Source organism: Paenibacillus sp. FSL R5-0908 (genome assembly GCF_038006245.1).
Classification (GTDB): domain Bacteria; phylum Bacillota; class Bacilli; order Paenibacillales; family Paenibacillaceae; genus Paenibacillus_AQ; species Paenibacillus_AQ odorifer.
The window spans coordinates 397,759-423,188 of the sequence record NZ_JBBOUV010000001.1 but is presented as its reverse complement, the minus strand read 5'-3'; the positions used below and the strand labels follow the sequence as shown (position 1 = coordinate 423,188).

At 49.1% G+C, this 25,430-nt stretch carries 20 protein-coding genes; 1 reads left to right on the top strand and 19 read right to left on the bottom strand.

Features of this window, described 5'->3' with window-relative positions:
* Positions 1-13: 13 nt before the first annotated feature.
* The 15 genes from MKZ09_RS01880 to MKZ09_RS01810 form a co-directional block, all read right to left on the bottom strand.
* Positions 14-1,762 (bottom strand): hypothetical protein, encoded by a 1,749-nt coding sequence (locus MKZ09_RS01880; RefSeq protein ID WP_076203472.1) that lies wholly within the window; start codon positions 1,760-1,762, stop codon positions 14-16.
* Positions 1,763-1,790: 28 nt separating this feature from the next.
* A complete protein-coding gene (locus tag MKZ09_RS01875; protein ID WP_076134826.1) occupies positions 1,791-2,477 on the bottom strand; it encodes a hypothetical protein in 687 nt (228 codons plus the stop codon).
* A complete protein-coding gene (locus tag MKZ09_RS01870) occupies positions 2,477-3,427 on the bottom strand; it encodes a sugar phosphate isomerase/epimerase family protein (RefSeq protein WP_076203468.1) in 951 nt (316 codons plus the stop codon). The genes MKZ09_RS01875 and MKZ09_RS01870 overlap by 1 nt, the downstream gene beginning before the upstream one ends.
* Positions 3,428-3,461: 34 nt before the next feature.
* The gene (locus tag MKZ09_RS01865; RefSeq protein WP_038568356.1) at positions 3,462-4,334 is read right to left on the bottom strand and encodes a carbohydrate ABC transporter permease; all 873 of its coding nucleotides are present in this window, start codon (positions 4,332-4,334) and stop codon (positions 3,462-3,464) included.
* A gap of 25 nt (positions 4,335-4,359) precedes the next feature.
* Positions 4,360-5,262, bottom strand: a complete 903-nt coding sequence (locus MKZ09_RS01860) for an ABC transporter permease (RefSeq protein ID WP_076134824.1) — start codon at positions 5,260-5,262, stop codon at positions 4,360-4,362.
* Between the two features lie 74 nt (positions 5,263-5,336).
* The gene (locus MKZ09_RS01855) at positions 5,337-6,947 is read right to left on the bottom strand and encodes an extracellular solute-binding protein (RefSeq protein ID WP_076203465.1); all 1,611 of its coding nucleotides are present in this window, start codon (positions 6,945-6,947) and stop codon (positions 5,337-5,339) included.
* A 378-nt stretch (positions 6,948-7,325) separates the two neighbouring features.
* Positions 7,326-9,575, bottom strand: a complete 2,250-nt coding sequence (locus tag MKZ09_RS01850) for a helix-turn-helix domain-containing protein (RefSeq protein WP_076203462.1) — start codon at positions 9,573-9,575, stop codon at positions 7,326-7,328.
* Between the two features lie 280 nt (positions 9,576-9,855).
* Entirely contained in the window at positions 9,856-10,752 is an 897-nt protein-coding gene (gene iolE / locus MKZ09_RS01845) for a myo-inosose-2 dehydratase (RefSeq protein WP_076134901.1), read from the bottom strand.
* Between the two features lie 39 nt (positions 10,753-10,791).
* Entirely contained in the window at positions 10,792-12,756 is a 1,965-nt protein-coding gene (iolD, locus tag MKZ09_RS01840) for a 3D-(3,5/4)-trihydroxycyclohexane-1,2-dione acylhydrolase (decyclizing) (protein ID WP_076203459.1), read from the bottom strand.
* 26 nt (positions 12,757-12,782) lie between these two features.
* Entirely contained in the window at positions 12,783-14,243 is a 1,461-nt protein-coding gene (locus tag MKZ09_RS01835) for a CoA-acylating methylmalonate-semialdehyde dehydrogenase (RefSeq protein ID WP_076203457.1), read from the bottom strand.
* A 109-nt stretch (positions 14,244-14,352) separates the two neighbouring features.
* On the bottom strand, positions 14,353-15,363 hold the full coding sequence (gene iolC, locus MKZ09_RS01830) for a 5-dehydro-2-deoxygluconokinase (protein ID WP_076203454.1): 1,011 nt from the start codon (positions 15,361-15,363) through the stop codon (positions 14,353-14,355).
* Between the two features lie 263 nt (positions 15,364-15,626).
* The gene (locus MKZ09_RS01825; protein ID WP_076203451.1) at positions 15,627-16,637 is read right to left on the bottom strand and encodes a LacI family DNA-binding transcriptional regulator; all 1,011 of its coding nucleotides are present in this window, start codon (positions 16,635-16,637) and stop codon (positions 15,627-15,629) included.
* 185 nt (positions 16,638-16,822) lie between these two features.
* On the bottom strand, positions 16,823-17,653 hold the full coding sequence (iolB, locus tag MKZ09_RS01820) for a 5-deoxy-glucuronate isomerase (protein WP_076203448.1): 831 nt from the start codon (positions 17,651-17,653) through the stop codon (positions 16,823-16,825).
* Between the two features lie 38 nt (positions 17,654-17,691).
* A complete protein-coding gene (gene iolG, locus MKZ09_RS01815; protein WP_076203445.1) occupies positions 17,692-18,738 on the bottom strand; it encodes an inositol 2-dehydrogenase in 1,047 nt (348 codons plus the stop codon).
* 127 nt (positions 18,739-18,865) lie between these two features.
* Positions 18,866-19,981: a glycoside hydrolase family 88/105 protein gene (locus tag MKZ09_RS01810; RefSeq protein WP_076134816.1), complete on the bottom strand. Its 1,116-nt coding sequence runs from the start codon at positions 19,979-19,981 to the stop codon at positions 18,866-18,868.
* 190 nt (positions 19,982-20,171) lie between these two features.
* Between MKZ09_RS01810 and MKZ09_RS01805 the strand changes: the two genes are divergently transcribed.
* Positions 20,172-21,083, top strand: a complete 912-nt coding sequence (locus tag MKZ09_RS01805) for a helix-turn-helix transcriptional regulator (protein WP_076134815.1) — start codon at positions 20,172-20,174, stop codon at positions 21,081-21,083.
* A gap of 220 nt (positions 21,084-21,303) precedes the next feature.
* Here the strand turns inward: MKZ09_RS01805 and MKZ09_RS01800 are convergent, their stop codons facing one another.
* The 4 genes from MKZ09_RS01800 to MKZ09_RS01785 form a co-directional block, all read right to left on the bottom strand.
* Complete coding sequence (locus tag MKZ09_RS01800) at positions 21,304-21,450, bottom strand: hypothetical protein (protein ID WP_162636629.1); 147 nt, start codon at positions 21,448-21,450, stop codon at positions 21,304-21,306.
* A 7-nt stretch (positions 21,451-21,457) separates the two neighbouring features.
* Positions 21,458-22,702, bottom strand: coding sequence for an L-lactate MFS transporter (locus tag MKZ09_RS01795; protein WP_076124755.1), 1,245 nt, complete (start codon positions 22,700-22,702; stop codon positions 21,458-21,460).
* Between the two features lie 138 nt (positions 22,703-22,840).
* On the bottom strand, positions 22,841-23,569 hold the full coding sequence (locus MKZ09_RS01790; RefSeq protein ID WP_076134814.1) for a LytR/AlgR family response regulator transcription factor: 729 nt from the start codon (positions 23,567-23,569) through the stop codon (positions 22,841-22,843).
* The gene (locus MKZ09_RS01785) at positions 23,566-25,170 is read right to left on the bottom strand and encodes a sensor histidine kinase (protein ID WP_305953765.1); all 1,605 of its coding nucleotides are present in this window, start codon (positions 25,168-25,170) and stop codon (positions 23,566-23,568) included. Before MKZ09_RS01785 ends, MKZ09_RS01790 begins: the two co-directional genes overlap by 4 nt.
* Positions 25,171-25,430 lie beyond the last annotated feature (260 nt).

The window sequence follows — 25,430 nt, the reverse complement described above, 5'->3', positions numbered from 1 at the left end:
ATTGTTGCAAAGGTCACTCTCTTATCATGGAAGGAGATAGAGTGATCGTAATCATCTTATCGAACGGGGTCATAAAATTGACCAACACCGCCTTGCAGTTATCCTGCAGCTTCGCCTCACGCACCGTAGCCGCCAGATGGCCTAGCTCGCCCCCTGTCAGTTCAATCCAGTCCTCTTCACAACTATAGCGGAGGTTACCGCCGTTCCAGAGATAATGGTCCTCTCCGACAGCCTGCAATTCGCCCGAAGTGAAACATCCTTCCCGTCCAAAAACGAAAGACAACTGTGTCATAACCTCTCTAGGTTCCTCAGCATGCAACCGGAGGGTCCACCCTCTGTCCGTACGCTGAACCTCCGTCTCCACACGGAATGTCTGTTCATGCGTAAGTGCGCGGCTCTGGTGCGGGAGCAGATACCAAGGGCTTACCGGCTCCGCAGATGTTTGCGGAAGCAGTTCGTCTTGGACAGGACCGTAATACCCCTTCTTTTGTTCTCCTGACAGGTGGTATCCTTCAGGCAATTTGATCATTTTCTGCATCGGTACATATCCCGGATAAAAGTAAGAAGCCAGCTGCACTGCAAGCAGCCTGACGGCACCGTGACGGAGTGCAAAAAAAGACGGTGTCTCCGTGATTAAGGTCACGCTAGTGTTTCCGTCCCTATAGCGCGCAACCGGTGCTCCGAAATCAGTATGCAGCCGGCTGTGGTAAATTCGCCCTTGATGGCCGGACTTCTCCATATCCTGCAGATAGCCGTGTCGCGGAAAATCGCCGTTCAGTATTTTCTCATATTTCACAGGTAGGGCTGCCGAATCCTCAAAAGGTTGCTGAAACTCCGGCTCCAGCAGCATACGTACGAGTACGTTGACAGAGCAGACCCCCGGATTTTCCAGTGCACTGCCTGCCCATTCGGCCATCCCCGCAAACAATGGCTCCTTATCGAAACGGGCCAGAATAGCGTACGGTAAATAATATGGAGACAGGTCGTGAAAGCTCCCCAGATCCTGGCGCCCAGAGTAATCAGTCACAACTTCCCCCTTAGGATGCACCAAATAGACCATCATGTGTAAATTCAGACGAACTGGCTCCAGCAACTGCGGCCGATCCAGCAGACGAGCGGCATGAATCAGCATGATGTCGCTGACCGCACTATAAATACCGTTGCTGCGCTCGGTCCATTCTCCATCAGGTGTAATATCCATCCCTTCCGCCAACCACTGATCTGCCCGCTGGACAGCCTCCTCCAGTCCGAACAGTTCATACAAAAATCCCAGTGCTGCACACAATACCCAACGATGATTCGGCGTGTGACAACCCCCTGTAAGCATGACGGGAATAGTTCGCTTAAGAAACAGGAGCATATTATCAAGCACCTGTTGCAGCGGCGCCCAATCCTGCGATGCCAACAGATGGTGTAGCTGAGCGTAGCCGACGATGACAAAGGCTGTATCCGGGGGAGAATGATAGTTCGTCCAGCCCGGAGAGATCGAGCCATCCTCATGTTGTGCACGCAGCACGAATTCCGTCGCCAGCAGCAGGCGGGCCAGCAGCAGCTCATCACGGTAGAATGCGGAATCCGGGTTAACCAGAGCCGCTCCCCAATAACACATATCGGTTGGTGTGCCGGTCGTATGATTCACCCAGGCAACGCCAGTACCCGGATCTATTGTCCCTCCGTAATAGCGGCTCGTCGGATCAAGCACCTGCCGGGATAATCCTTCCACTGACGCTCTATCATTACTGGCTACCAGTTGCTTGTACATTATACTTCCCTCCATGTTAATAAACTGCTCAATGTCTGGGTGGTAACAGGAGCTGAAGCCGCGCCAGCTCTTGTCGGATACGTTCAGGAATTTCCGTGAACAGTTGATTCCAAGAAACGAACAATTCCTCCCGGTCCGCATATTCCCAGCACGAATAGGACAGGGAAGGCGTGAACCGGCAGGTTTGCAGATAACGGTGGACAAGACGGTCAGTTTCTCCATCGGACGCCAGAATGCCGCGAAAAAAGTCGCCATAAATCAGACCCTCCGCACCTGCCCCATCCTGTGTACTGGATGCGAATCCTGGTAACAGCTCAAAGACTTCAGGGAACGGGGCGAGGGCATGCTTGCCGGGTTGGACATAGAGGTCCACCCATGTCCCGCTTAGATTGCTGCCCCCGCGCAGCAGCGCTTTAAGGAATTTCCCGTGAAAGCTCGCTTCGGCATCCACCACTTCCCCGTCTCTACCGATGTAAACCCACACATGCTCCAGATCATATAAATGCTGAATATCATAATCGTAATAAATCGCGTATTCCACAACGGCCAGCACATCCGGATGGTTCACAGCTAGACGGCGCCGGAAGGAAGGAGACTCCTCCTCCTGCCGCATCACTGTTATACCGAGACGTACCGGAAAAAATGGCTCGTTCTGATCGAATAATAAGCGCGGAGCATACTTCATAGCTAACCTACGGTCTTCATCGTTCAACATCAGACCTGCCCTCTACGCGCCAACTTGGCCATAAGCAGCCGATGACTTTCATCAATTTCTTCCGGCTGGCAAGCTGCTTTCAGCTCATACACCTTGACCGGCGCCCGTTCAATCATCGGCAGATAAGCATCATAGAATTTCATATTCCCGCTGTTTACATAAGGGCACCAGTGGTCAGACAGACCGATGGTCTCATGAATGTGAACACCTACAATATCATCCATCAGACCTTCCATTTCCCCCACACTGTCGTACAAACCCAAACGGTCCATCATAATGGCATGCCCGGTGTCATACCATATGCCCACAGGCGCTCCCTTTAGCGCCTTAATAATCGTTTTGGCTTCCGCAAGCGTCGGAATCTGCTGCGGTTTGGAACGTGTTTCGATACCAAAGCGGACGTTTAGCCCCTCAGAAACTGCCCGGTTACATACTTCATCTAGGCTTTCAATAATTTTCTGCACATAGCCGGCGCTATAAGCTTCCCGCCGCTCCATCAGTTCCGCCCATTTGCTGCGATAAGCGTTAGAATCTCTACCCTCACCGTTATAAATCTGCTCCAGCTCTTTGCTGATATCATTTGGAAAGGGTACCTCACCGGGATGCACAACAACGGATTCTCCTCCGTAACGCTGAGCGTACTTAGCCGAGCCAATCAGCAGCTCAATCGCCCGCTGCCGCTTCTCCTCATCCTCAAAACCTAGCAGCACGGAATCTGTGCCATAATCAGGGTCTGAGACGTGGGGAAATGTGTTGTGGACACTGGATATTCCCATCTCCCCCCGCTCAAGCATCGGCTCGATCGTTTCCAGCATTTCCTTAGTCACATTATAGTTCAGCTCCACCCGCTGAAAGCCGAGATCGCGGATTTCCCGCAGCATAGCGTCACCGGCAGTGTGGCGTTTAATGTTCCAGCAAGTTGAGAACGAAAATATGCCTTTGTTCTCCATAATTATGTTTTCCTCCCTTGTTACAGCTTACGGTTCAACCTTTTACGGCACCAAGCATTACACCGCTGACAAAATATTTCTGCAGCCATGGATATACGGCAAGGATCGGTACTGTTGCAAAGATAACGGTGGCCGCTTTTAGGCTCTCAGGTGTCAGTGGGGTCCGGTTGGCACCTTCCATTTGTGTCAGTTCGGATACCATGTTGTTCTGCACCATCTGGAACAGCTTAAGCTGGAGCGGATACAAATCCGGATTATTGATATACATCAGAGAATCCTGAAAGCCGTTCCACCTTCCCACTGCGTAGAAAAGAGCCAACGTGGCCATAACCGGCATGGATAGCGGCAATATAATACTCATCAGTGTACGAAGATGGGAACTGCCATCGATCTCGGCGGATTCCTCCAGGCTGGCAGGAATGTTATTGAAAAAGGAGATCAGGATAATCAGGTTAAAGGGGCTGACCAGACCTGGCAGAATAAGCGACCAGACCGAATTAATCAAATGCAAATCACGGATCAACAAATATTCAGGAATAATACCGCCGCTGAAAAACATGGTGATAACGATCAGATACATAAAAAATTTACGGCCCTTCAATTTTCTTTTGGTCAGCGGATAGGCTGCTGCGACAGTGAAAAGCATACACAGCACCGTTGTGGCAAACGTCAGAATAACCGTAAAGACAAGAGAGCGGATCATCGCATTATTGGAAAAAACATTAATGTATGCATTCCAGTTCAATTCAATGGGGAAAATCGTTACTTCTCCAGAAGTAATTGCCCGGTTGGAACTAAGCGACACGGCAATCACATGCAAAAACGGAGCCAAGCAGAACAAAACGAACAAGGCAACAAACGTTATATTGACGATATCGAATATCCGGTTTGAGGTACGTTCACTCATAGCACTCCGCCTCCTTCTTTCTTTATCATAAAATACCGTCTCCGGTCACTTTTTTCGAAATATAGTTAGAGCCAAAAATAAACACCAGTCCCACCACGGCCTGGAACAATCCGACTACAGTAGCCAACGTATATTGTCCGGATTCCAGACCCACCCGGTACACAAAGGTACTGAGCACATCAGAATACTCACGCACAGCAGTGTTACCGATAATGTAAGGACGGTCAAAGCCGATGCTGACCATCTTTCCCAGATTGAGGATAAGCAGCGTCACGATGGTTGGTTTTATGCTAGGAAGCGTAATGTAGCGGATTTTCTTCAGCCTTGTCGCTCCATCCACTTCAGCAGCTTCAAACAGCTCTCGGTTGACACCGGTTAACGCCGCCAGATAAAGGATAGTCCCCCAACCGGCACTTTGCCAGACGCCTGTGAATAAATAAGTGATCAGCCACGGATTTTTTTCAGTCAGAAACGGGATGGGAGTAAGGCCTAAGCTCTCCAGCACACCGTTCACCATACCGGACTGGTTGCCGAACAATTGATATACGATCCCCCCGATGATCACCCAGGAAATAAAGTGGGGGATATACAAAATCGTCTGCGATATTTTCTTGAACCACACCGAACGAATTTCGAACAGCATAATCGCCAGGATAATCGGAGCCGGAAAAGAGACCAGCAAATCCAGAAAATTCAGCATAAAGGTATTGCGCAAGGTGCTGTAGAACTCTCTCATTCCAAAAACCTCGCGGAACGCATCAAAGCCGATCCACTCGCTGCCTCCAATCCCTTGAAACAAATTGAAATCCTTAAAAGCAATCTGCACACCATACATCGGACCATAGCGGAAGATCAGAAAATAAATAATAGGCAGCGAAAGCAGCGCGTACAATTGCCAATACCGTCTAAAGTATGTCGCTTTGCTCAAGTCGTTTTCCTCCTAAGGAGAAAAACCGGGTGGAGCGCAGCACCATCTCCCCCCGGTTTTCACTATATATTTGTTTATTGAGCCGAAAGTTCCTTAAACGACTTCTCCAGTTCCTCTTTCAGTTTGGTTCCGCCCAAAGTCATATAATCTTTCATTTCCTGCTCGTAAACTGCTTCAAACTGCTCTGGTTTGGCCATTGCCGTCTTTACAATAATTACGTTGACCTTATCTTTGAGCGTTGTGCCATATTGCGATTCCGCTTCTATCGGCTTGCCGAAGACGAGCGGACCCACCGTGTCAGCGTTGGCGATTGCGATAGATTGAGTCAGCATCTCCCGGTTACGTTCCGGGAAGCCCAGCGCCCATGCTTTTTCATTAGTGGCCTGATCACCGATGTTTTTGCCGTTGGAGATAATGGCCATGTCGCCAGCATTAAACAGACGATCGGCGAACTCCTGGGAAACATCTGTTTTGGCTACTGGAATACCGTCTACCAGGTCGTAGTTTTCACCTTCAACGCCATTTTGGATATCAATCAGATTATTATCCGAAGCCATCCAATCGAGATACTTAACGGCTTCCACGGCGCGTTTACTACTCTTCGGAATCATGATGTACATGCCGTTGGAGGCATAGCGGGATTTAATGTGCTTGTTATCAACGTTGGCGTTGGTTAAGACGTCTACCGGCAACACCTTGCTTCCCTCTACATTTTTGTAGAGATTATCCAGGGTACCATCGGCATAGAACAAGACATCCACATCCTCCGACCAGTAGCCTACATTGCCGTTCTGGATATCCTTGGCCAACTGTGTTTTATCCTCGTCCAGACTGAAGTCCTTACTGATCATCCCTTCATTGTAGAGCTTATTGAGAAATTGCAGGGCATCCTTAAAGCCCTCATGCAGCGGCAGCTCATAACGTTGGCTGTAGGTCAGATCGCCGCTGATCGGCTTCATGAAAGAGAAAATCAACGTCTCGAATTGGGCTGGTGCCAGTGCCATGCCCATCGGGATGTTTTTGCTGCCGAGATTGCCCGGATCCTTTTCTTTAAACGCTTTCAAAGTAGTGTACAGCTCATCGGTCGTCGTTGGCACAGGCAATCCTAATTTATCTAACCAATCCTGACGGATGTAGGAGCTATAACGGCCTGTGATCGCCCGTTTGCCAGGGATCGCATACTGTTGGCCTTCAAGCTGGCCGAACGCCAGCGTATCCTCGCCAATAAACTTTTTCAGATTCGGGCCATATTCATCGAGAATTTCTCCGACATCAGTCAAGCCACCTTGCTGGGCATACCGATAAAACACACTGGAATCATACGTAAATACGATATCGGGCACATCCGTATTGCTCGCCATCAAAACATTCAGCTTGGTAACTTCCTCAGAACGCTGGATAGGTACAAATTCCACATCAATGTTATTCGGATCTCCGAACTTTTCCTGCACTAGTTTAGTTAAGTAGTTATTGGTAATGGTATGTGGGGCTGGGCTGTTGCCGCGGTCAAACACTTCCACCTTTAATGTAACCCGCTTAGCACTTTCGCCGGCTGCGGCACCCTCGGATGCTGTGTTGTTTTTAGAATCATTGGAACAGCCTGCTAGCAGAGAAACGCCCATTATTGCGGTTAATCCGATCCCGATTGCTTTCTTCAGAACTCCTTGATGTACGTTCACTGTCATTTTTCCATCCCCTTCGCCCTTGCAGGCTTTAATGGTGTATTTATGATCCCCTAGCCTTAACTCTATCCATCCCCAGCGGAATCCATATCACGTGATGCTTTTTTACTGCCGTGCTACTGGGTCGCTTGTTGTTCTGGATGCCCACAGTATTTCATGAATTTCGGCAGTCTGACAATAAACCTCTTTCGGATGCTCTTATCCCAGCAAATTCGGACTTCCGGTTTATCCATACAACTATTTTCGTAGAATAAACCGCTTTCAAAAGTGTGAAAATAAAGACCGCATCGGTGTTCGCGCCCTCATTATAGAGGTTGGCGTGCACAGATGCGGTTATAAAAACTATTGTTCACGTGCTATTGGATTAACAAAGTCGGCAGCCTATAATCTGGAGGTCCCGCGCCCGCGCTTTATAGAACGGTAATCACCCGGTGTGATTCCTAATACTCGTTTGAATACCCTGCCGAATGTAATTGCATTCGCATATCCCACCTGGAGTGCGATATCCTGCAGCGAACATTCCGTTTCTACTAAAAGCTTTTCGGCTTCCTTCATGCGTAGCTCTGTTAAAAAATCAACAAATTTCATTTTAAATTCTGTTTTAAATAGATAGCTGGCATATTTGCCGGATACCTGAAACCGGTCGCTCAAATGCTTCAGGGAAAGATCAGGATTTGTAAAATTCTCTTCAATATAATTCTTCATCTCGGTTACCATCGCCCGGTAGCTTTTAGTTTCACTGACAGAAACATAAGTGCGGAATAAATCAGTCAAATACTCAAACAAAATCCCCTTCATTTCATCTATGGATTCTGCCTCTTCCAGCCGCTTCAGCTGCTTCTCCGCATTTTCTGCTGACAACTCATCCTGCAGCTGCTCAGACATGACAGCCACTTCCCGGCTCAGCATCTGTAGCATGGCCTGAATTAGAGAGCGAATATCATCATCTTGTAAATAATCCTGTTTAAAACCATCAAAAACACCTTCCAGCAGTTCCCGCCATTGGCCGCTCGACATCCGGAACTGCTTAACAAACTCGGCAATCATTTGTAAATACTTGAATGTCTCAAGAAGCGGCTGGCGCGTTTCTCCAAATTCCGTTAAAGCGATGTCTTCGTGCATTAAAAGCTTGTGCTGCATCACATTCTCCGCTGCCGCATAGGAATCCCGGATCTCCCCTGGCCCAGCCGCCACTGGCCCAATAGCGAAGCTTAGGGAGAGGCGCAAATTCTGCTCCACCCAGATACGGCAGTCCTCAGCGAATACACGGATTTTCTCTTCCATCTCTTCATCACTTCCTGTGGTCAGGAAGAGAATTGCCGCCCGGTCAGTCCCAATCCACTCCGCCCAAGCTTGCAATTCTGCACTCCGCGCCAATTCTTGAAAGACATTCATCAGGGCAAATTTAAGCGTGTTCTGATCGCCCCTTGTATACCGATCTTGAAAAACCTTGTCGTAGCGGTTGATTTCGCTTAGCACAACCATAAAGCGGGATGTGGAGTGAGCTCCGGAGAGCGGCGACAGCTCTTCCATCCGCTGGACGACATTGTCCAACCGCTCGCTTTGCAAGAGATCGTTGAAAAGCTTGCTGCGCTGTAACAACAAATTCTCTCTGCTTTTCTTATCATAATCCGTCATATGGTTGATTAGATCTTCCAGCACCCCGTCAATGAGCATCATTTCGTCCGGTCTGTCGCTGGATTGATCCAGCTTGCGAATTTGATGGCCTTCAATCCGGTTCATAATCACCTGAATTGGCTTATAGTTCCGCCGCGTAACATAGATCAGGTAAAAAATCGCGCACACAACCGTACCTAAGGCAATAGCTACCCAAAGGTAAGAAATCACTGACACCCAGCTGAATAGACTGCCCGTTTTGATTCCGCTGGAAAACGTCCAGCCAAGCCTTTCCATATATAAAGTGTTCAACTGCTTCCCATTCTTGGCACCTTCACTGTCCGAATGGGCCTGATAGACCACCTGTCCATCTGCGCCAAAGATAGTCAGAAAGGACAACTGTTCGTTGACCATACCGTCGACGATCTGTTCCATTCCGCTCATTTTCAGATTGATTACGAGCACTCCCTCCGAACCGAAGGGCAGCGGCATACCTTTATTTATGGTAAGCACACGTATAGACGTACGCTGAAATTCATCTTTGTATTCCCTAACAGGCTGCCAGCCTTCCGATAAAGAGCCGGAGGTGATGCGGCCAATCCAATCCTTGTCTACAAATCCTGAAAGGTCCTTTAATCCAGTTTCTGTTAAAACGCTTTCATTTCTCTTGTCATAAAGATAGATGGACTGAATATAGGGCGATTCACGCGTCAAGTTACGTAGATTCTGGGCAACAGCGTAGACGGTCGCCATATCCATCTGGCCTTGATTGTTAAAATAACGTTTATAAGCATCGCTGCGTTCAGCAGCCTCCAGCACTGACAATTCAGCTTCCTTGATCGTTCGGTCCACATTATCCATAAGATAGCTGGCGGTGATACGGTCCGCTTTTTTGGTTTCCATTCGTGAAATATCATTAATAAATACAAAAGAGGCAAAAATCAGTATCGTCACAGTAAGCAAAAAAATAGGAAAGTAGGACAGCAGCAATCGGCGATACCAGGAACGGAACAATAGATAACCCCCTCTGTACAACCGTTAGGATACCCGGCCACGGTTCAGCCGCTAATGCACGAGTAGTTCATAGATATTTGGCTGCACTATCATGGAAATGGACACTCTTCCGCCTAATTTGCTGCCATTATAACACATACAACATGAACCCGACCAACGAAGCGATTCGTTTTTTACACCTGTTCATTAAAAAGGCGAGGTGCGCACAGCCATAGCCGTGAACCCCCGCATATAAATCTGTCCGAGCAGCCGCCAAGCACCAAGTGGTAGCCTCCTCGGCCTATAAACCACTCAGATCTCTGATATAACGGCGCGCCTTGATCGCATATTCCAACGGATCGGCAAGTGCCGGATCCTGCTCCGCTTCCACTACAAACCATCCCGTATAAGAGTAACCTGCTAATTCGGTGAAAATCTCTGCAAAGGATATACATCCATCGCCAGGTACGGTGAATGCGCCCGCTTTTACAGCCTGTAGAAAACTGAGCTGATCCCGCAGCACACGCTGAACAACCTCCGGACGTATATCCTTCAAATGGACATGTTTAATCCGAGGTAAATGGATGCGCAACACCTCTAAGGGATTCTCACCCGCAAAGGCTAGATGCCCGGTATCGAACAGCAGAGACACCTCTTCCGGTTCCGTGAGCTCCATTAGCTTAGCAATTTCGGCGCCAGTCTGCACCCCTGTCCCCATATGATGATGGTATACAAGCGCCATACCTTTTTCAGCAGCCAGCCGGCCAAGCCCACCCAGTCCATCGGCAAGTGCGTCCCACTCCGCTTCTGTGAATACAGGTTTATTAGCAAATAGCGGCGTATCCATTTGTCCCTGAATACTCCGCCCTTGCTCTGAGACGACAATCACCTTCGCACCCATCTCATATAAAAAATCACGATGCGCGCAAAAAGCCTCCGCTGTCTCCTCATATGGCCGCACAGTCAGATATGCGCTGAACCAAGCGCTGGCAATCTCAAGTCCACGAAGCTCCAGTGCCCGGTGCAGCCGTTCCGGAGAGCGTGGATACTTGTTGCCCACCTCGCTTCCCTGAAACCCTGCAAGCGCCATTTCGCTAATGCACTGTTCAAAGGTATTGTCTTTTCCCAGTTCAGGCATATCATCATTAGTCCAGGCGATAGGAGCAATCGCCAGCTTGACCGTATGTTCTTTGAACATCATCGATTCTACCCCTTCCGTTTCACAGTATTACTAATACTAATAACTGCGGGCCTTTCCAAGCTGTTCAAGCTTCTGCTTGTGGGCAGCCCGAACGGCTTCACTGCCGGACACTTCTGGAACACCAACATTCCACCAGGCTCCGTAACCATGTGTCATTGTCTTGGGCAGCACCTTAATGTCAATTAGGGTGGAACGATCCTGCAGCTGAGCCTCCCTCAAAGCATCACGCAGCTGCTCAGCCGTTGACGCACGGAAGGTCTTCACTCCATATCCCGCGGCACTTGCTGCATAATCTATGCCTATCAGTTCGCCGCTCAGCTGACCTTCCGGGCCCCGGTAGCGGAATTCAGTCGCCATGCTATCCAGTCCTTGCTCCATCTGCAGGTTGTTGATGCAGCCGAACCCCATGTTATCAAGCAAAATAACGTTGATCTTCTTGTTCTCCTGAAGGCTCGTCACTAGTTCCGAATGCAGCATTTGATAGCTGCCATCGCCCACCAATGCATATACCTCCCGGTCCGGTTCCGCCAATTTCACACCGAGTGCACCGGAGATTTCATACCCCATACACGAAAAGCCATATTCCATATGGTAAGTATCCGGCACAGTGGAATTCCACATCCGCTGCATGTCGCCCGGTAAGCTGCCTGCGGCTCCTATCACAATGGCGTCTTTCGGAAGATATTCATTGAGGATCCCGAGTACCTGTGTTTGCGCCAGCGAAGTGTTCAACTTCGCCGCATATTCAGATAGCTTCTCGTCAAGATGTCCGGCAACCTCCGGCACGAAGGAAACTGAAGAACGATCTGAACGATCTGCCTCCTGATTCACCGTATACTCCACGTCAGATAGACGCTTTCTTTCCACTTCCCATGCCTTTTTTGCCACTACAATTTCATCTGTATAAGCGGTGCGGTAACCACGCTCCTCCAACGTGGCAGACAGCGCTCTAAGACCTTCGGCAGCATCGCAGACCACAGCCAGCGCATCCAGCTTGGAGGCATGGTAGAGGGAAGCGTTAATTGTCAGGAACTCCACCTCGGGATGGGCGAACAAACTCTTCGAACCTGTCGTGAAGTCCGTAAACCGGGTACCCACACCGATCACCAGATCCGCTTCTGCGGCCAACGTATTAGCACAGCCATTCCCGGTAACTCCTATGCCACCGAGATTGTAGGCACAGTCGCTTGCCACGGCACTTTTTCCGGCTTGCGTCTCACCGAATGGGATGGCGAATTTCTCTGCAAATGCACGTAATTCCATCCCTGCATCTGCATACCGGACTCCACCCCCACAGACCAGCAGAGGTCGCTGTTTGCTGGCAATAAGATCAGCTGCCGCAGCAAGCTCATCCGGATGCGGAGTACGGGAAACGATCCGATGGATGCGCTTGCGGAAGAACTCAAGTGGATAGTCCCAGGCCTCCCCTTGCACATCCTGCGGCAGCGCAATCGTGACTGCCCCGGTGTCTGCCTGATCAGTCAGCACACGCATCGCGTTCAGCAATGCTGTCATCAGCTGCTCTGGCCGATAAATCCGGTCCCAGTATTTGCTCACCGCTTTGAAGGCATCGTTGACCGTTATCGACAGATTGTAGGTGTGCTCCATTTGCTGAAGTACCGGGTCCGGTTGACGGGTGGCAAAGGTATCGCCGGGGAGTAGCAGCACGGGAATCTGATTCGCCGTCGCAGTGGCAGCGGCTGTCAGCATATTGGCTGAACCCGGCCCTACCGAAGCGGTGCAGGCCATGATTCGCCGTCTGCGGCTCTGCTTGGCAAAGGCAGTCGCCGCATGCACCATTCCTTGCTCATTCCTCCCCTGATAGACCGTCATCTCACCCGGCGCTTCCTGAAGTGCCTGCCCCAGTCCAAGTACATTGCCATGGCCGAAAACGGTGAATATACCGTGTACAAAACGCTCCGGTCCATTGCCAAATTCCACATATTGCTGGTTCAGAAATTTCACCAGCGCCTGCGCCGTCGTTAATCTAATCGTATCCACGTGAAGCCTCCCTTTCGCCGTTTTTGTTACTGCCAGCGGGCAGTGACGACTTTTTTGCGTGTATAAAATTCAACCCCGTCGCTTCCATTCGCATGCAGATCGCCATAGAAGGAATCCTTCCAGCCGGAGAAAGGGAAAAAGGCCATCGGTGCTGGCACTCCGACATTGACACCCAACATGCCTGACTCGATATTTTCCCGGAAATAACGCACTTTCCCGCCGTCATTCGTAAAAATACAAGCCCCGTTGGCAAAACGAGAGGCATTGGCAATTTCAATCGCCTCTTCTACATCCTTGACGCGGATCACTGCCAGGACAGGCGCGAAAATTTCCTCCTGCCAGATTTTCATTTCCCGGGTCACTCCATCAAACAACGTTGGGCCGATAAAATAACCCTGTCCCTGCACCGCAGCATCCGCCCGGCCGTCTCTTAGCAGCTTAGCACCCTCAGCCACGCCTTGTTCAATATAAGCGACCGTTTTGTCTTTATGACTTTGGCGGATAACTGGCCCAAGAAACGTGTCGTCGTCCAAGCCATCGCCGATGTTCATCTGCTCACATTCACGCAGGAGGATGGAGATCAGCTCATCAGCAACCTCTTCCTGCACTGTTACCACGGAGCAAGCCATACAGCGCTCTCCCGCCGAGCCGAAGGCTGCGTTGACAATCTGTGTTGCTGAAGCCTCAAGATTCGCGTCGGCCAACACAATAGAGTGATTTTTGGCCCCTGCCAACGCCTGAACCCGCTTCAAACACGCCGTACCCTTCTTGTAGACATATTCGGCCACTGGCTGTGAGCCAACGAAGGAAATCGCCTTCACATCAGGATGCTCCAGCAGGCCGTTTACCACCTCATGCGCACCGTTAACCAGATTGAGCACACCTTTCGGAAGCCCGGCTTCCTCTAGCAATTCAACCAAACGCGCTGCCAGCAGCGGTGTGCGTTCGGAGGGCTTCAGCACAAAGGTATTCCCACAGGCGATAGCCAACGGGAACATCCAGCAAGGCACCATCATCGGAAAATTAAACGGTGTGATCCCGGCGACTACACCGATGGGATAGCGATACATCCCAGACTCGATGCCTGTCGCGATGTCGGGCAGCTGCCGGCCCATCATCAGCGTCGGCGCACCTGCCGCAAATTCCACACACTCAATGCCGCGCTGCACCTCTCCGTAGGCCTCTTTGAAGCTTTTTCCATTCTCCAGCGTGATCGTCTTCGCCAGTTCATCCCAATGCTCCACCAGCAGCTGCTGATATTTGAACAAGATCCGTGCTCTGCGCGGCACCGGTGTCTTGGACCAGCCTGCAAAAGCCGCCTTTGCCGCCGCCACTGCCCGATCAACATCGACTCTGCTGGACAGCGGAACCCTTGCCATCTCCTCACCAGACGCTGGATTGTATACCGTTTCTGAGTGCTCCGTAGCCGCCTCTACCCACTGCCCGTCAATATAGTTGTTTAGCACTTGCACGGTTTGCTGTGCCATTCTACTCACTCCTTCATCTCATTAATGCGATCCTGCGAATGTAATCTAATCTTGCATAGCTATTCGATCTGGGGTTGTTTGAGTTGTGTCCTCTCCAACCTCCGGCTACTTACTCTGCACCTGAAGTGATTTCCTCGTTAGACAATAAAAACGCTTCCAATTCATCCAAGGTTGGCATGGCATCCGAACAGCTGTGGCGGGAGATGACAATGGATGCCGACGCGCTGCCGCGGCGCATGGCCTCACCGACGCTTTCACCCCGCATTAGACTGTGAATAAAGGCTGAGGCGTAGGAATCCCCGGCTCCAAATGTCTTCAATACTTTAGCGGGAAAAATACCACTCCGATGCTTCTGCCCATCCGCAGTGTAAGAGATTGAACCACTCCCGCCATGCTTGATAACGACCAGCTTAGCTTGGTGCGAGAACCAGCGGTTAACTGTTGCTTCGTCATCTGCATCTGTCACATTGTACAGGCTCTCCATCATATTAAATTCCTCACGGGTACCGATGATACAATCGCATTTCTCAGCTGCCAGATTATAATAGACCGCTGTTTCTGCAGCTGACTTCCAAGTATAGGGGCGATAATCGAGATCAAAAAATACAGTGACATCATGCTTGCGGGCGAACTCCAAAGCGACAAACACAGCCTCACGGGACGGACTTTGTGCCAGTGCAGTACCTGAGATCAGCAGTGCCTTGGACTTCCGAATATACTCTTCCGAGATCTCCTCCGTACTCAGCAGCAAATCAGCCACATGATCCCGGTACATCAGAATGCTGCACTCCTGAGGACTCTTTATTTCAGTAAAAGCAAGCCCAGTCACTGCACCAGTCTGGTCAACGCTCACCTGGCTATCGTCAATGCCATTCCTTTGCAGATAAGTTCGGATAAAACGGCCCATCTGATCATCGGATATCTTACCGATAAAGCCAGTGAGCATCCCTAGCCGCGCTGCTCCAATTACGATATTAGCGGGAGAACCGCCGACATATTTGGTAAACGTCAATGTCTCTTCCATGGGTCTTCCGGTTTCATTAGCGTTCAAGTCAATACAGAGCCGACCGACAGCGATTAAATCCAGCGGTCGTGCAGGATCGAACTGTAAACCGTTCATTATGACGCCTCCTTGAGAAAACTTCAGTAAAATGGATTAATGAGATACAACAATCATCGGGGGATGGGTTAAGCGCTTAACCTAATTTCCATTAGTATAGTTTAGAAATTGGAGTTTGGCAATCCTGAACTTAAACGAAGTTGGGAACTGAACTCATGTACCAGAAAAAAACAAAGAAAAGACCTGTACCTTGCTGCTAAGCGAGGTACAGGTCTTCAAATAGGAGTCGGCGTTCTTACTCCGTTTGTAGAGTTTGTTTCTTCCTAATGCGGTGCCGGTCCAGTGGAATGGCGGACTATCAGTTCCGGCATCAGCATGATCTTGCGCTTAGAACTATCGGGATTGTCGATAGATTCGTTCAGCAGAATCATCGCCTGTTCCGTCATCTCACGCAGAGGCTGAGCAATGCTGGTCAAGGTAGGATGGCAAATTTCAGCCAGCATTGTATTGTCAAAACCCACTACGGACAGATCACGGGGTATTGACAAGCCTGCGCTGCGCGCCTCCTTCAATATCCCAATCGCGAGCAGATCGTTGCAGGCGAATATGGCGGTCGGCCGGTCTTCCTGCGCCTGAGCCAGCATCGCGGCAGCCGCTTTGCGGCCATTCTCCAGCGTGGCTGAGGTATGCGTGAGATTAGCCGGATTGTCAAAGCCAACACCTGCTGCCTTGAGCGCATCCATAAAGCCTTCCACGCGCAGCATACTCCCCGGTAAATTGTCAGAGATAACGCCGAGCCTGCGATGGCCCAAGGACAACAGATATTCTGTCGCCTGATAGCCTCCCTTATAGTCATCCACCGTGACGCTGTTGCTCTCCATCATCCGGATATCAGCCGAAAATAACACAAGCGGCACGTGATCAGCCAGCAGGCGGCGGACCATATCCGGATTCCCTGTATGAGAAGCAATGATTATACCGTCCACCCGTTTGCGCAGGAGCAGTGAGATATACCGGGCCGCCTTCTCATCATCCCGGTCTGTACTGCATACAATTAAGTCGCTTCCCTGCTCCTGAGCATAATCCTCAATACCTCGGGCCGCCTCAGCAAAAAAGGGATTAGAAATATCGGGAATCATCAGCCCGATTGTTCCCGTTCGGCGACTCGTCAGCGCAGAAGCCACCAGACTCGGCTGGTAATTCAGCTCCTCCATGATCCGATGAACCTTCTCCCGTGTCTTATCGCTAATTCTCCCGTTCTTGTTCAACACCTTGGACACCGTAGCGATGGAGACTCCCGCTTCCCGTGCCACATCATATATCGTAGGTTTCATCGTTAGTGAGCCCGCCTTTACGTTCGTACAATCAATCCTATACCTAGATTATAAGGAACTCTTCTGACAGTGTCTATTAAGCGGTGCAAGGGACTCTGTTACTGTGGCGATCATTTGGTCAATACATCGACACAAAGAAGGAGCCTCCGCCTTGCGGAAGCCCCCTTTTCGTGCGTGCTGCTACACTATTCCTTCTTATCCTTCTGGTGTTGCTGCATCTCGAACAGCCATTCATGTTCCGGATCATTATGAAAAACCCATGTGCGGACCGGACCTGCCATCACATTGAGATAATAAGAATCATAACCCGGCGGTGCCGATACAGGATGATAGCCCTCCGGAACCAATACAATACTGCGGTCAGACACCGCCATCGTCTCATCGAGACTGCGGTCATCATTATACACCCGCTGCACTACAAAACCATGAGCCGGGTTAACCCGGTGGTAGTATGTCTCTTCCAGATAAGACTCAGCAGGTAGATTGTCACAGTCATGTTTGTGCGGAGGATAGCTGGACCAGTTGCCGCCACCCGTACGCACTTCCACGACCAGCAGGCTCTCGGCTTCACTCTGCTCAGGCAAAATGTTGACCACTCGCCGTGACATGCTGCCAGAACCGCGGGCTTCGGCTACAGTATCGCACGGAGCGATCAAACGTGGCGCATATTTGCCCGTTCCTGGTGCAAGGCAAACCGCAAGTTCCAGCTCCGTCAAGGCTGTAACTTCATAATGCCCTCCCGCCGGAATATACACCGCATACGGCGGCAAATCCTCAAATACAGACATACGTTCACCGATCCCAGCGAACAACTGGGCGCCTGTTCTCACATCCGCCTTGCCCGCCAGCAGCACCAGACAGATTTCATTCCCTTCCGCGCTGCGGCTCAGCGTATCCCCAACCTGCAGCTGGTACACTTCAAACCCTACATACTCCCATCCAGCGCTCTCCTTGCTCACTGCCGCTACAAGTCCATCTTTGCCGGGTGCTCCGGCTTTAATGATTAGATTGGACATCTTCACAGACCTCCCTCATCTTCAGCATCTGCATCCGCTTACAAAGATTGTATCGCCGATATTCCCTCTCCGGCACAAGAAGACAACTTGACCGGAAGCCCGGTAAGATAGGATTCTTTAGCGGCTTCGGCAATCCGTTCCGCCTGTTGCCCATCAAGCCCGCTGCAAATGATAGGCTCCTGCAGGCGGATTGCCCGGGAAAATGCTGCAACCTCTTCCACGAAAGCCTGGTTATACCGCTCGAGAAAGAAATGAAGCGGCTGATCGCGTGTGACCGAAGCAGCGGTTGAAACCTCTACAGTTGTTGGACGACAGTTGTCGGCTGTAGCTGAGCCGCAGGAACCGAACACCTCCACGCGTTGATCATAACCATATACAGCCTTACGGCTGTTATCAATGACGCAGATTGCGCCACTGGCAAAGGTCAACATGATGACAGCTGTATCCACATCATCGCAGCGCCCAAACATCGGATCAACGAGATTGGCACCTCGGGTATAAACTTCTGTTACTTCCTCACCCATCAGATAACGGGCCATATCAAAATCGTGAATCGTCATATCCATAAACATCCCGCCGGAAGACCGCACATAAGCCTCACCCGGAGGCTGCGGATCACGTGATGTGATCTTAACAATATGTGGACTGCCTAGTTCTCCTGACTGAACCAGTTGCTTAAGTTTGCGGAAGCTAGGGTCCATTCGCCGGTTGAAGCCGACCTGTAGCAATACACCCTCATCCTCCACTATCTTCAGTGCCTGGTGGGTAAACTCTGACGACAGGCTGGTCGGCTTTTCACAGAAAATATGTTTTCCAGCCCGGGCTGCTAGCTCAATCCAAGAGGCGTGGGTATCCGTAGGTGTGCAGATAAACACAGCCTCGATCTCAGGGTCATTCAGAAGGTCTTGCCCATTCACAAATGCAGAGCCAAGATTCCGGCTCTCTGCCCAGACCAGCAATTCCTCACTTACCACAGCCTCCGCAATGGATTTCAACTTAAATGACGGCATCACACGCAGATTATCTGCATGAAGCCGGCCAATTCTGCCTGCCCCAATAATGCCAACTACGATCGAATTTACCATGTTTGCTTATCCTCCTTTAAGGTAAGCGCTTAACCATCCCGAAAATAGTATACTCCAAGCACCAGCGAAGTTACAAGCAAATATTTCTCCAGCTTTATTGACTCTCTCCTTAGGTATTTACTCAACCTCAACAGTAATGTAACGCTTCACCTAGTGCGACTAAAACCATGGCCTGCCCGTAGGCCATAGGGGCAATAATGATTTGCTTATAATCTTCTTTTGCAGCACCAATCGGAGTACCGCCGGATACACCAAGCACCGTGCCTTCATCGTCAATTCTGTCCAGCACCGCCCGGATCGCTTTTAGGGCAGGATCTGCATACGATTCCGGCAACCCCCCCCTGCGTACGCTATGCAAAATACCCGCTGCGATAGCTGCTGAGCCTGACGTTTCAGTATAACTGCTAGAGTCGTCCAGCAGCGTATGCCATAATCCGTCTCCGCTCTGGCAGGCTAATAAAGCTGTTGCCTGTGCGTTCAGGATCTGTTGAAGATATTCAAACACTCCACTGTCCAGATACGGCCCCATCAACTCCAGGTATTCAGGCAGACCGAGTGTAAACCAGCTATTGCCCCGGCACCAGAAGGCTTCACTGAAATTATGCCGGCCGCCAAAATGCCAGCCATGAAAAAAAAGCCCCTTCTTTTTATCATAAAGGTATTTGATATGCAGCAACAGTTGGTAAAGCGACGCTTGCCGCCATGCGGAATTATCGTATTTCACACCCATTTTTGCCGTGAACAAAATAGCCATAAATAACGTATCAATCCAGATTTCATTATCATTGAGCGTAACTTCATCCTTGCTCGCTCCTGTTGTGACATGCTGATAACCAGACTCCTCCGTCCGCGGCAAGCCATGCATCAACCACTGCACCCATTCCAGGCTTAATTCCTCCGCTTCCTTCAGTTCCATTAATGACAGCAACGGCGCTGTTGTATTGATATTCCGGCTCGGCAGTCCCTTGCCCAGCTGCTTGCTCATCCAAAGCTTGGCATATTCTTGATAACGCTCATCCTTGAAATGCTGTTCAAGCTTTTGAAGTCCGTAAAGCCCCACTCCCTGCGGCCAATCCCATTCCTCCATGCCAAAATCACGAGCAAAATACCCCCGTCGTCCCGCATCCTCCCCTAAATTTTGCAGTTCGGCTTCGTTTTCCGGCCGCTCCAGCTTCAGCAGCTTATCCGTCACGCGGTTCAGCTTTTCAATGATCTCAACTTTACTAATCCGGATGTTGTTCATCTGTTTCCCGCCCCTTCGCCTGCTATTTTGGGTCTTCCCTCATGTTGGGTAGTTCCATTCACCCGTAATATATCAAACCATTCCATACAAAAACTACTTTATATTTGCTGTAATAACCCTCATATATTGCAAATCTTGCTTTTCTGAACATATAATAAGTGCATATTACAGAATAAGGCGGTGAGAGCATTTGCTTGAAAGCGACTTACTGTACGAACAAGGGTATAGCGTACGTATCAACACGCCCGTTGATCCCCTTTTTTATTATTTTGATTATGACCAGCGTTCTCATGATATCAATATGGAGGTTCAGCATTTTCATGATTTTTACGAGATTCATATCTTAATGGATTCCCGAGCCACTCATATTATCGATGGGAATGTCTGCGCCCTCCAGCAGTATGACATCGTACTCCTGCGTCCTTATCGGATGCATAAGACACAATATCCGGAAGGGCCGCCATTTAAGCGGCTGATCATAAACTTCGCCATGCCCAAGGATATACCCGGTTTAGAGAACGCTTACAAAAGTATGTTCCTCTCATTTCGGGAAGAAATACCGATCTACCGTTTGCCAAAAGAGTTACGCAAAGCCGTGTTTGATCCTCTTAACGCTATCTTCACCTTATCACATAGCACTTCACCATTAAATCCAGTACTGATTCACAGCCTTTTCCAACAGTTTCTATGTGCTTTATACCAGCGTAGAGACCAGAACAGCTATGTCCCAGAGGAGATCGGAAATGCCATTATGCAAAAAATCTACTCGATCACCGCATACATCCATAGCCATTACAACAGCGAGTTGTCCCTTGATTTCCTCGCTAAAGAGTTCTTTATCAGCTCCTATTATTTATCACACCAATTTAAGTTAATCACCGGCTCCACGCTGACAGAATATATTCAGATGACCCGGGTCCGTAATGCCCAGCAATTGCTGATTTACACCCGCCTGAAGATTTCCGAGATCGCCGGGCAATGCGGATTCAACAGCTTCTCCCAGTTCAACCGCATATTCAATAAGCTTAGCGGGGTCTCTCCATCCGAGTTCCGCAAGAATCAGATCACATCCAACACTGCTTCGACCACACTGTCCTATTGATGCACTGCTTACCATGCTGGTGCAAGGGTAGTCACGTTTAACTGTATTTCATACAACTATTTTTTCACGCATCACGCCACCATTAGATATAGATGTATTTGGTGCAACTATTTCCTTGGTTTTTTCGCCTCAAAGCAACATCTCGAGGTTTTAGTTGTACAGAATACAGCTAAAATCCGAAGATTCACTATTTCATACGGAATAGTTGCACAGAATACAGTTATTTCTCAGATCCCAGCAAAACTCCTTCTTCCAATTGAAGATAATCCGCCCAAACAAGTCTCAGCTCAGCAAGCCACCGCAAATCAAAAAAACCAGGCAGCGATTCTCCACTAACCGGAGAATCGCTGCCTGGTTCTAACTTCAATTACATCTTAAGCCGTACGTTCCGTTGCTTTGAGACGCAGCGCTTTTTTCTCTTTCGACTTCGCCACTGGCGGTTTCAGAGAAATCGCGATGATGCAGGCCAGCAGACACAAGAGGCCAAAGATAACAAAGGTTGGTTTGAACCCGCCTAGGAAGACGGCGATAAACGAACCGGAAAGGGCACCAATACCAAAACCTTGGTAGACAATTCCGTAATTCTTACTGTGATTTTTCAGTCCGAAGAAGTCGCTGACAATGGCGGGGAACACCGTAATATTCCCGCCAAAGCAGAACGCAATGGCTGCTACACAAGTGAAGAAAAGTCCGAAATTCAGGGTCGCGTAGCTGAGGGTCAGCATAGCCGCCGCAGTTACAGCAAGTGATGCGCCTACCAGCTTCAAGCGACTCATTTTGTCAGATAAAGCACCCAGAATTAAACGTCCCGCTGTATTAAAGATCGCAATCATAGCTACCGCACTAGCTGCTGTCTGTACATCAAGTCCAGCCAGCTGCACGCCGATATCTTTTACAATACCGATCAGATACAGACCACACATACAAGCGGTGAAAAAGATGATAAATAGCAGATAAGCTTCTTTTGTCCGCAGCATTTCTTTGACCGTATAGTCTTTCGGTGAACTCATTACTGTAGCTGTCGTTGAACCCGCTGGTGCTGGGGCCGCTTGAACCGGAGCTTCTCTTACGAGCAAGGAACCGATTACAATCATGCCCATTACAATCAAACCCCAATACATAAATGTATTAGACACACCCACTGAGTCTATCAACCCGCCGTTAATATATTTAAAGATCAAACTCCCTGTTCCATAAGCACCAACGGACACGCCGGAGATTAAACCTTTATTATTCGGAAACCATTTAATTAAATTAGATAATGAAGTGATATAAGCTGTCCCATCCGCAAAACCAACGATCACCCCAACCAATAAATAGAACATGAAGAGTGAATTGGCCTGCGAGCTAAGAATCAATCCTAGTCCGAGCACAATCCCAGCAGTAGCAGTCAAACGGCGAAGTCCGAAACGATCCTGCAGCTTCCCTGCGAACAAGGTCGCGAAAGCGAGTGCAAAGCTCGTTATAGAAAAAGTAATCGAAACGGAGTTAAGCTCCCAGCCAAATTTTGTTACCAGATGCGCATTAAATAAACTCCATGTATAGATGGTACCTAGACCCATTTGCATAATTACTGTACCTAATACGATTAGCCACCGTTTGGTGCTTTTGCTGTCCATTGTCGTAGTCATGGTCTTTTCCTTCTTTCTCTCTCGTTGTCTGCTACAAGAGCTTCTATCGCCTCTTTATTGTAGCTAAACCAGCCGATGTTGAGAGAAATCCGGCATGAGATGACGGAAATGAAGAATGAATTGCATTTATAAGCGCATAATCTGCCTGAATTCCTTTACCTTACTACGACTTACCGGCACTTCAAAACCTAAATCATGCAGGCGCAGCAAATACGTATTGTTGAACCACGGGATGATTTCCTTGATCTTGGACAGGTTAACAATATAGGAACGATGGCAGCGAAAAAAACGATCCTGCGGCAGCCGCTGAAAGAAATCGCTAATACTAAGTGCCATGCTGTATTCCTCACCTTTAGTCATCACACTTGTGCTTTTTTCCTGCGCGGAGGCGTAATAAATATCGTCGGCATTCACTACGATAATCTTTTCATTTTTCCACAGATTGACCTTGTCACTGACCGGATTACGTTCTTCTTCCCCCTGTCGTCCACGGCTGGCAAACGCATTTTCCAGCTTGTGCAGCATGGCTTTGATGCGTACCTCGCTATAAGGCTTAAGAATATAGTCAAAAGCTTCAATCTCAAACGCCTCAGCGGCATGCTCCTTATACGCAGTGATGAACACTATGTAGGGTTTTACCGAGAATCTACTGATATTTTGTGCCAACAGCACTCCGTCGATGGAGGGAATATTAATATCCAGAAAAATCACATCTATCGTATCACTCTGCAAAAATTTAAGCGCGTCCAACCCATCTTCAAACTGTGCCGTTATATCGATCCCGCTGTGCGTCTCTATTAAATAAGCCAGCTCCTGTCTTGCCAGCTCTTCATCTTCTACGATGATCGCTCTCATTGGTCCTCCTTTTTAACATCAAAAAAAATGTTCGTACCTTTATCCAATCTCTGAATGGTAAGTCCAGTCCCATAGATCAGCTTTACCCGCTGGTGTACATTAAACAGCCCGATTTTATTCTCCGGCATATCGCCAGTATAGACCTTCTCTATCGTTTCCTCGCTGATGCCAGCTCCGGTATCGCGAATGCCCACCCGTACGGTATCCCCGTGGTCTTTTACAGAAATCGTTACTGTTCCTATCCCTCTTACCTTCAGTATGCCATGTATAATCGCATTTTCTACAAGCGGTTGAATGATCAGACTCGGAATCCGAACCTGAACCTCATCAATATCATAAAGCACGTTAAGCCGGCTTCCAAAACGCGCCTTTTCGATCTCTACGTATTGCTGGACCTGCTGTAGCTCTCGTTTGATATCAATGAATTCATCGGTAAGCTCCAGATTGTATCTCATATAACCGGACAGATTCACAATCAGCTCGCGCGCCTTATCCGGGTTAATTCGAATCGAGGACGCAATTGCATTCAGTGCATTGAATAAAAAATGCGGGTTAATGCTGGTCTGCAGTGCCTTCAGCTCCGCTTTGTTCGCCATTTCCTTAATGCCTTCCACCCGCGACACTTCCATCAAGGTAGAGATCATTTGCGACAGACCCACGGCCATAGCTTGGAGCGAGTAGGTAATCTTGTGGGCTTTGGTGTAATAGATTTTGAGCGCTCCCGTCACCTCACCCTTTTCCTTCAAAGGTATGATGATCAGCGACTTGATCTGCGGATTCACGTAATCACTATCATCGTTACGGATAGTAATTTCACCACTGGACAACGTTACTTTAGTTTCCTCACTGATAATATCGTTAGTTGTCTCATAATCCTCCTCACCCACGCCAACATAGGCACGAATAAACCGAGTATCGGTAATGGCTACAGCGTCTGCACCGATATCCTCTTTGATGATCTGGCAGATGGTGCGCAGCGACTCCTGATTAATATTGCGAAAATACGGCAAGGTCTTATTGGCAATATCAAGCGCCAGCTTGGACTGCTTAGCCGCAATCCGTTCCTTCTCACCTTCCACGCTCTGCACTAACACAACAATCAGGCCGACACTAATCTGGCTCATAATCATCGGAAAAGCGATCTTGGACACGATATCTACACCCAGCGCCATCGGTTGAGCCATCGCTAGAATAAGCAGCATCGTCAGTGCCTCACAGGCCATTCCCGCCAAAATCCCTGCTATCCAGCGACGCTCACCAGAGGTGCGGCGATAGATTATCCCAGATACTATGCCTGCGGTGATACTCGTAATCAGACAAGGAAGAGAGGTTACCCCTCCGATATCAATCAGAAAACGGTGAACCCCTGAGATGATGCCTGTTATAAGTCCAACCCATGGCCCGAACAAAATCCCGCCAGATACGATGGCGATAATTCGTACATTCACAAGCGAACCTTCCACATTAATCCCGCTATAAGTGCCAAAAATGGCAAATAAGCTGAAGATCATCGTCGCAATAGCAAGCTCTTGCGGAGCGTAACTCCCTTTTTGAAAAACCTCTTTAAACCGCGGCAGACGAGTCAATACAAACAGACACATCAGCAATAACGCAGCTCTTTCCAACAATTGCAGTAATATAGTAAACGTATATTGCACGGTCACCGCCTCCAAAGGTCTCGATGTCGATTCATTATAAAGATAGTTCATGCCTCTGTCCATTCAGCCTATCCCTTTCTACCTCTATTGAAACTCTTGTTGTATGATATTAACAGATTGGAAGCATGAATATTCGGAGGTGGCAGTGTGCACAAAATAGAACACGAGGCAGATATCATTCAGCTTGTACATAATGATCCCTG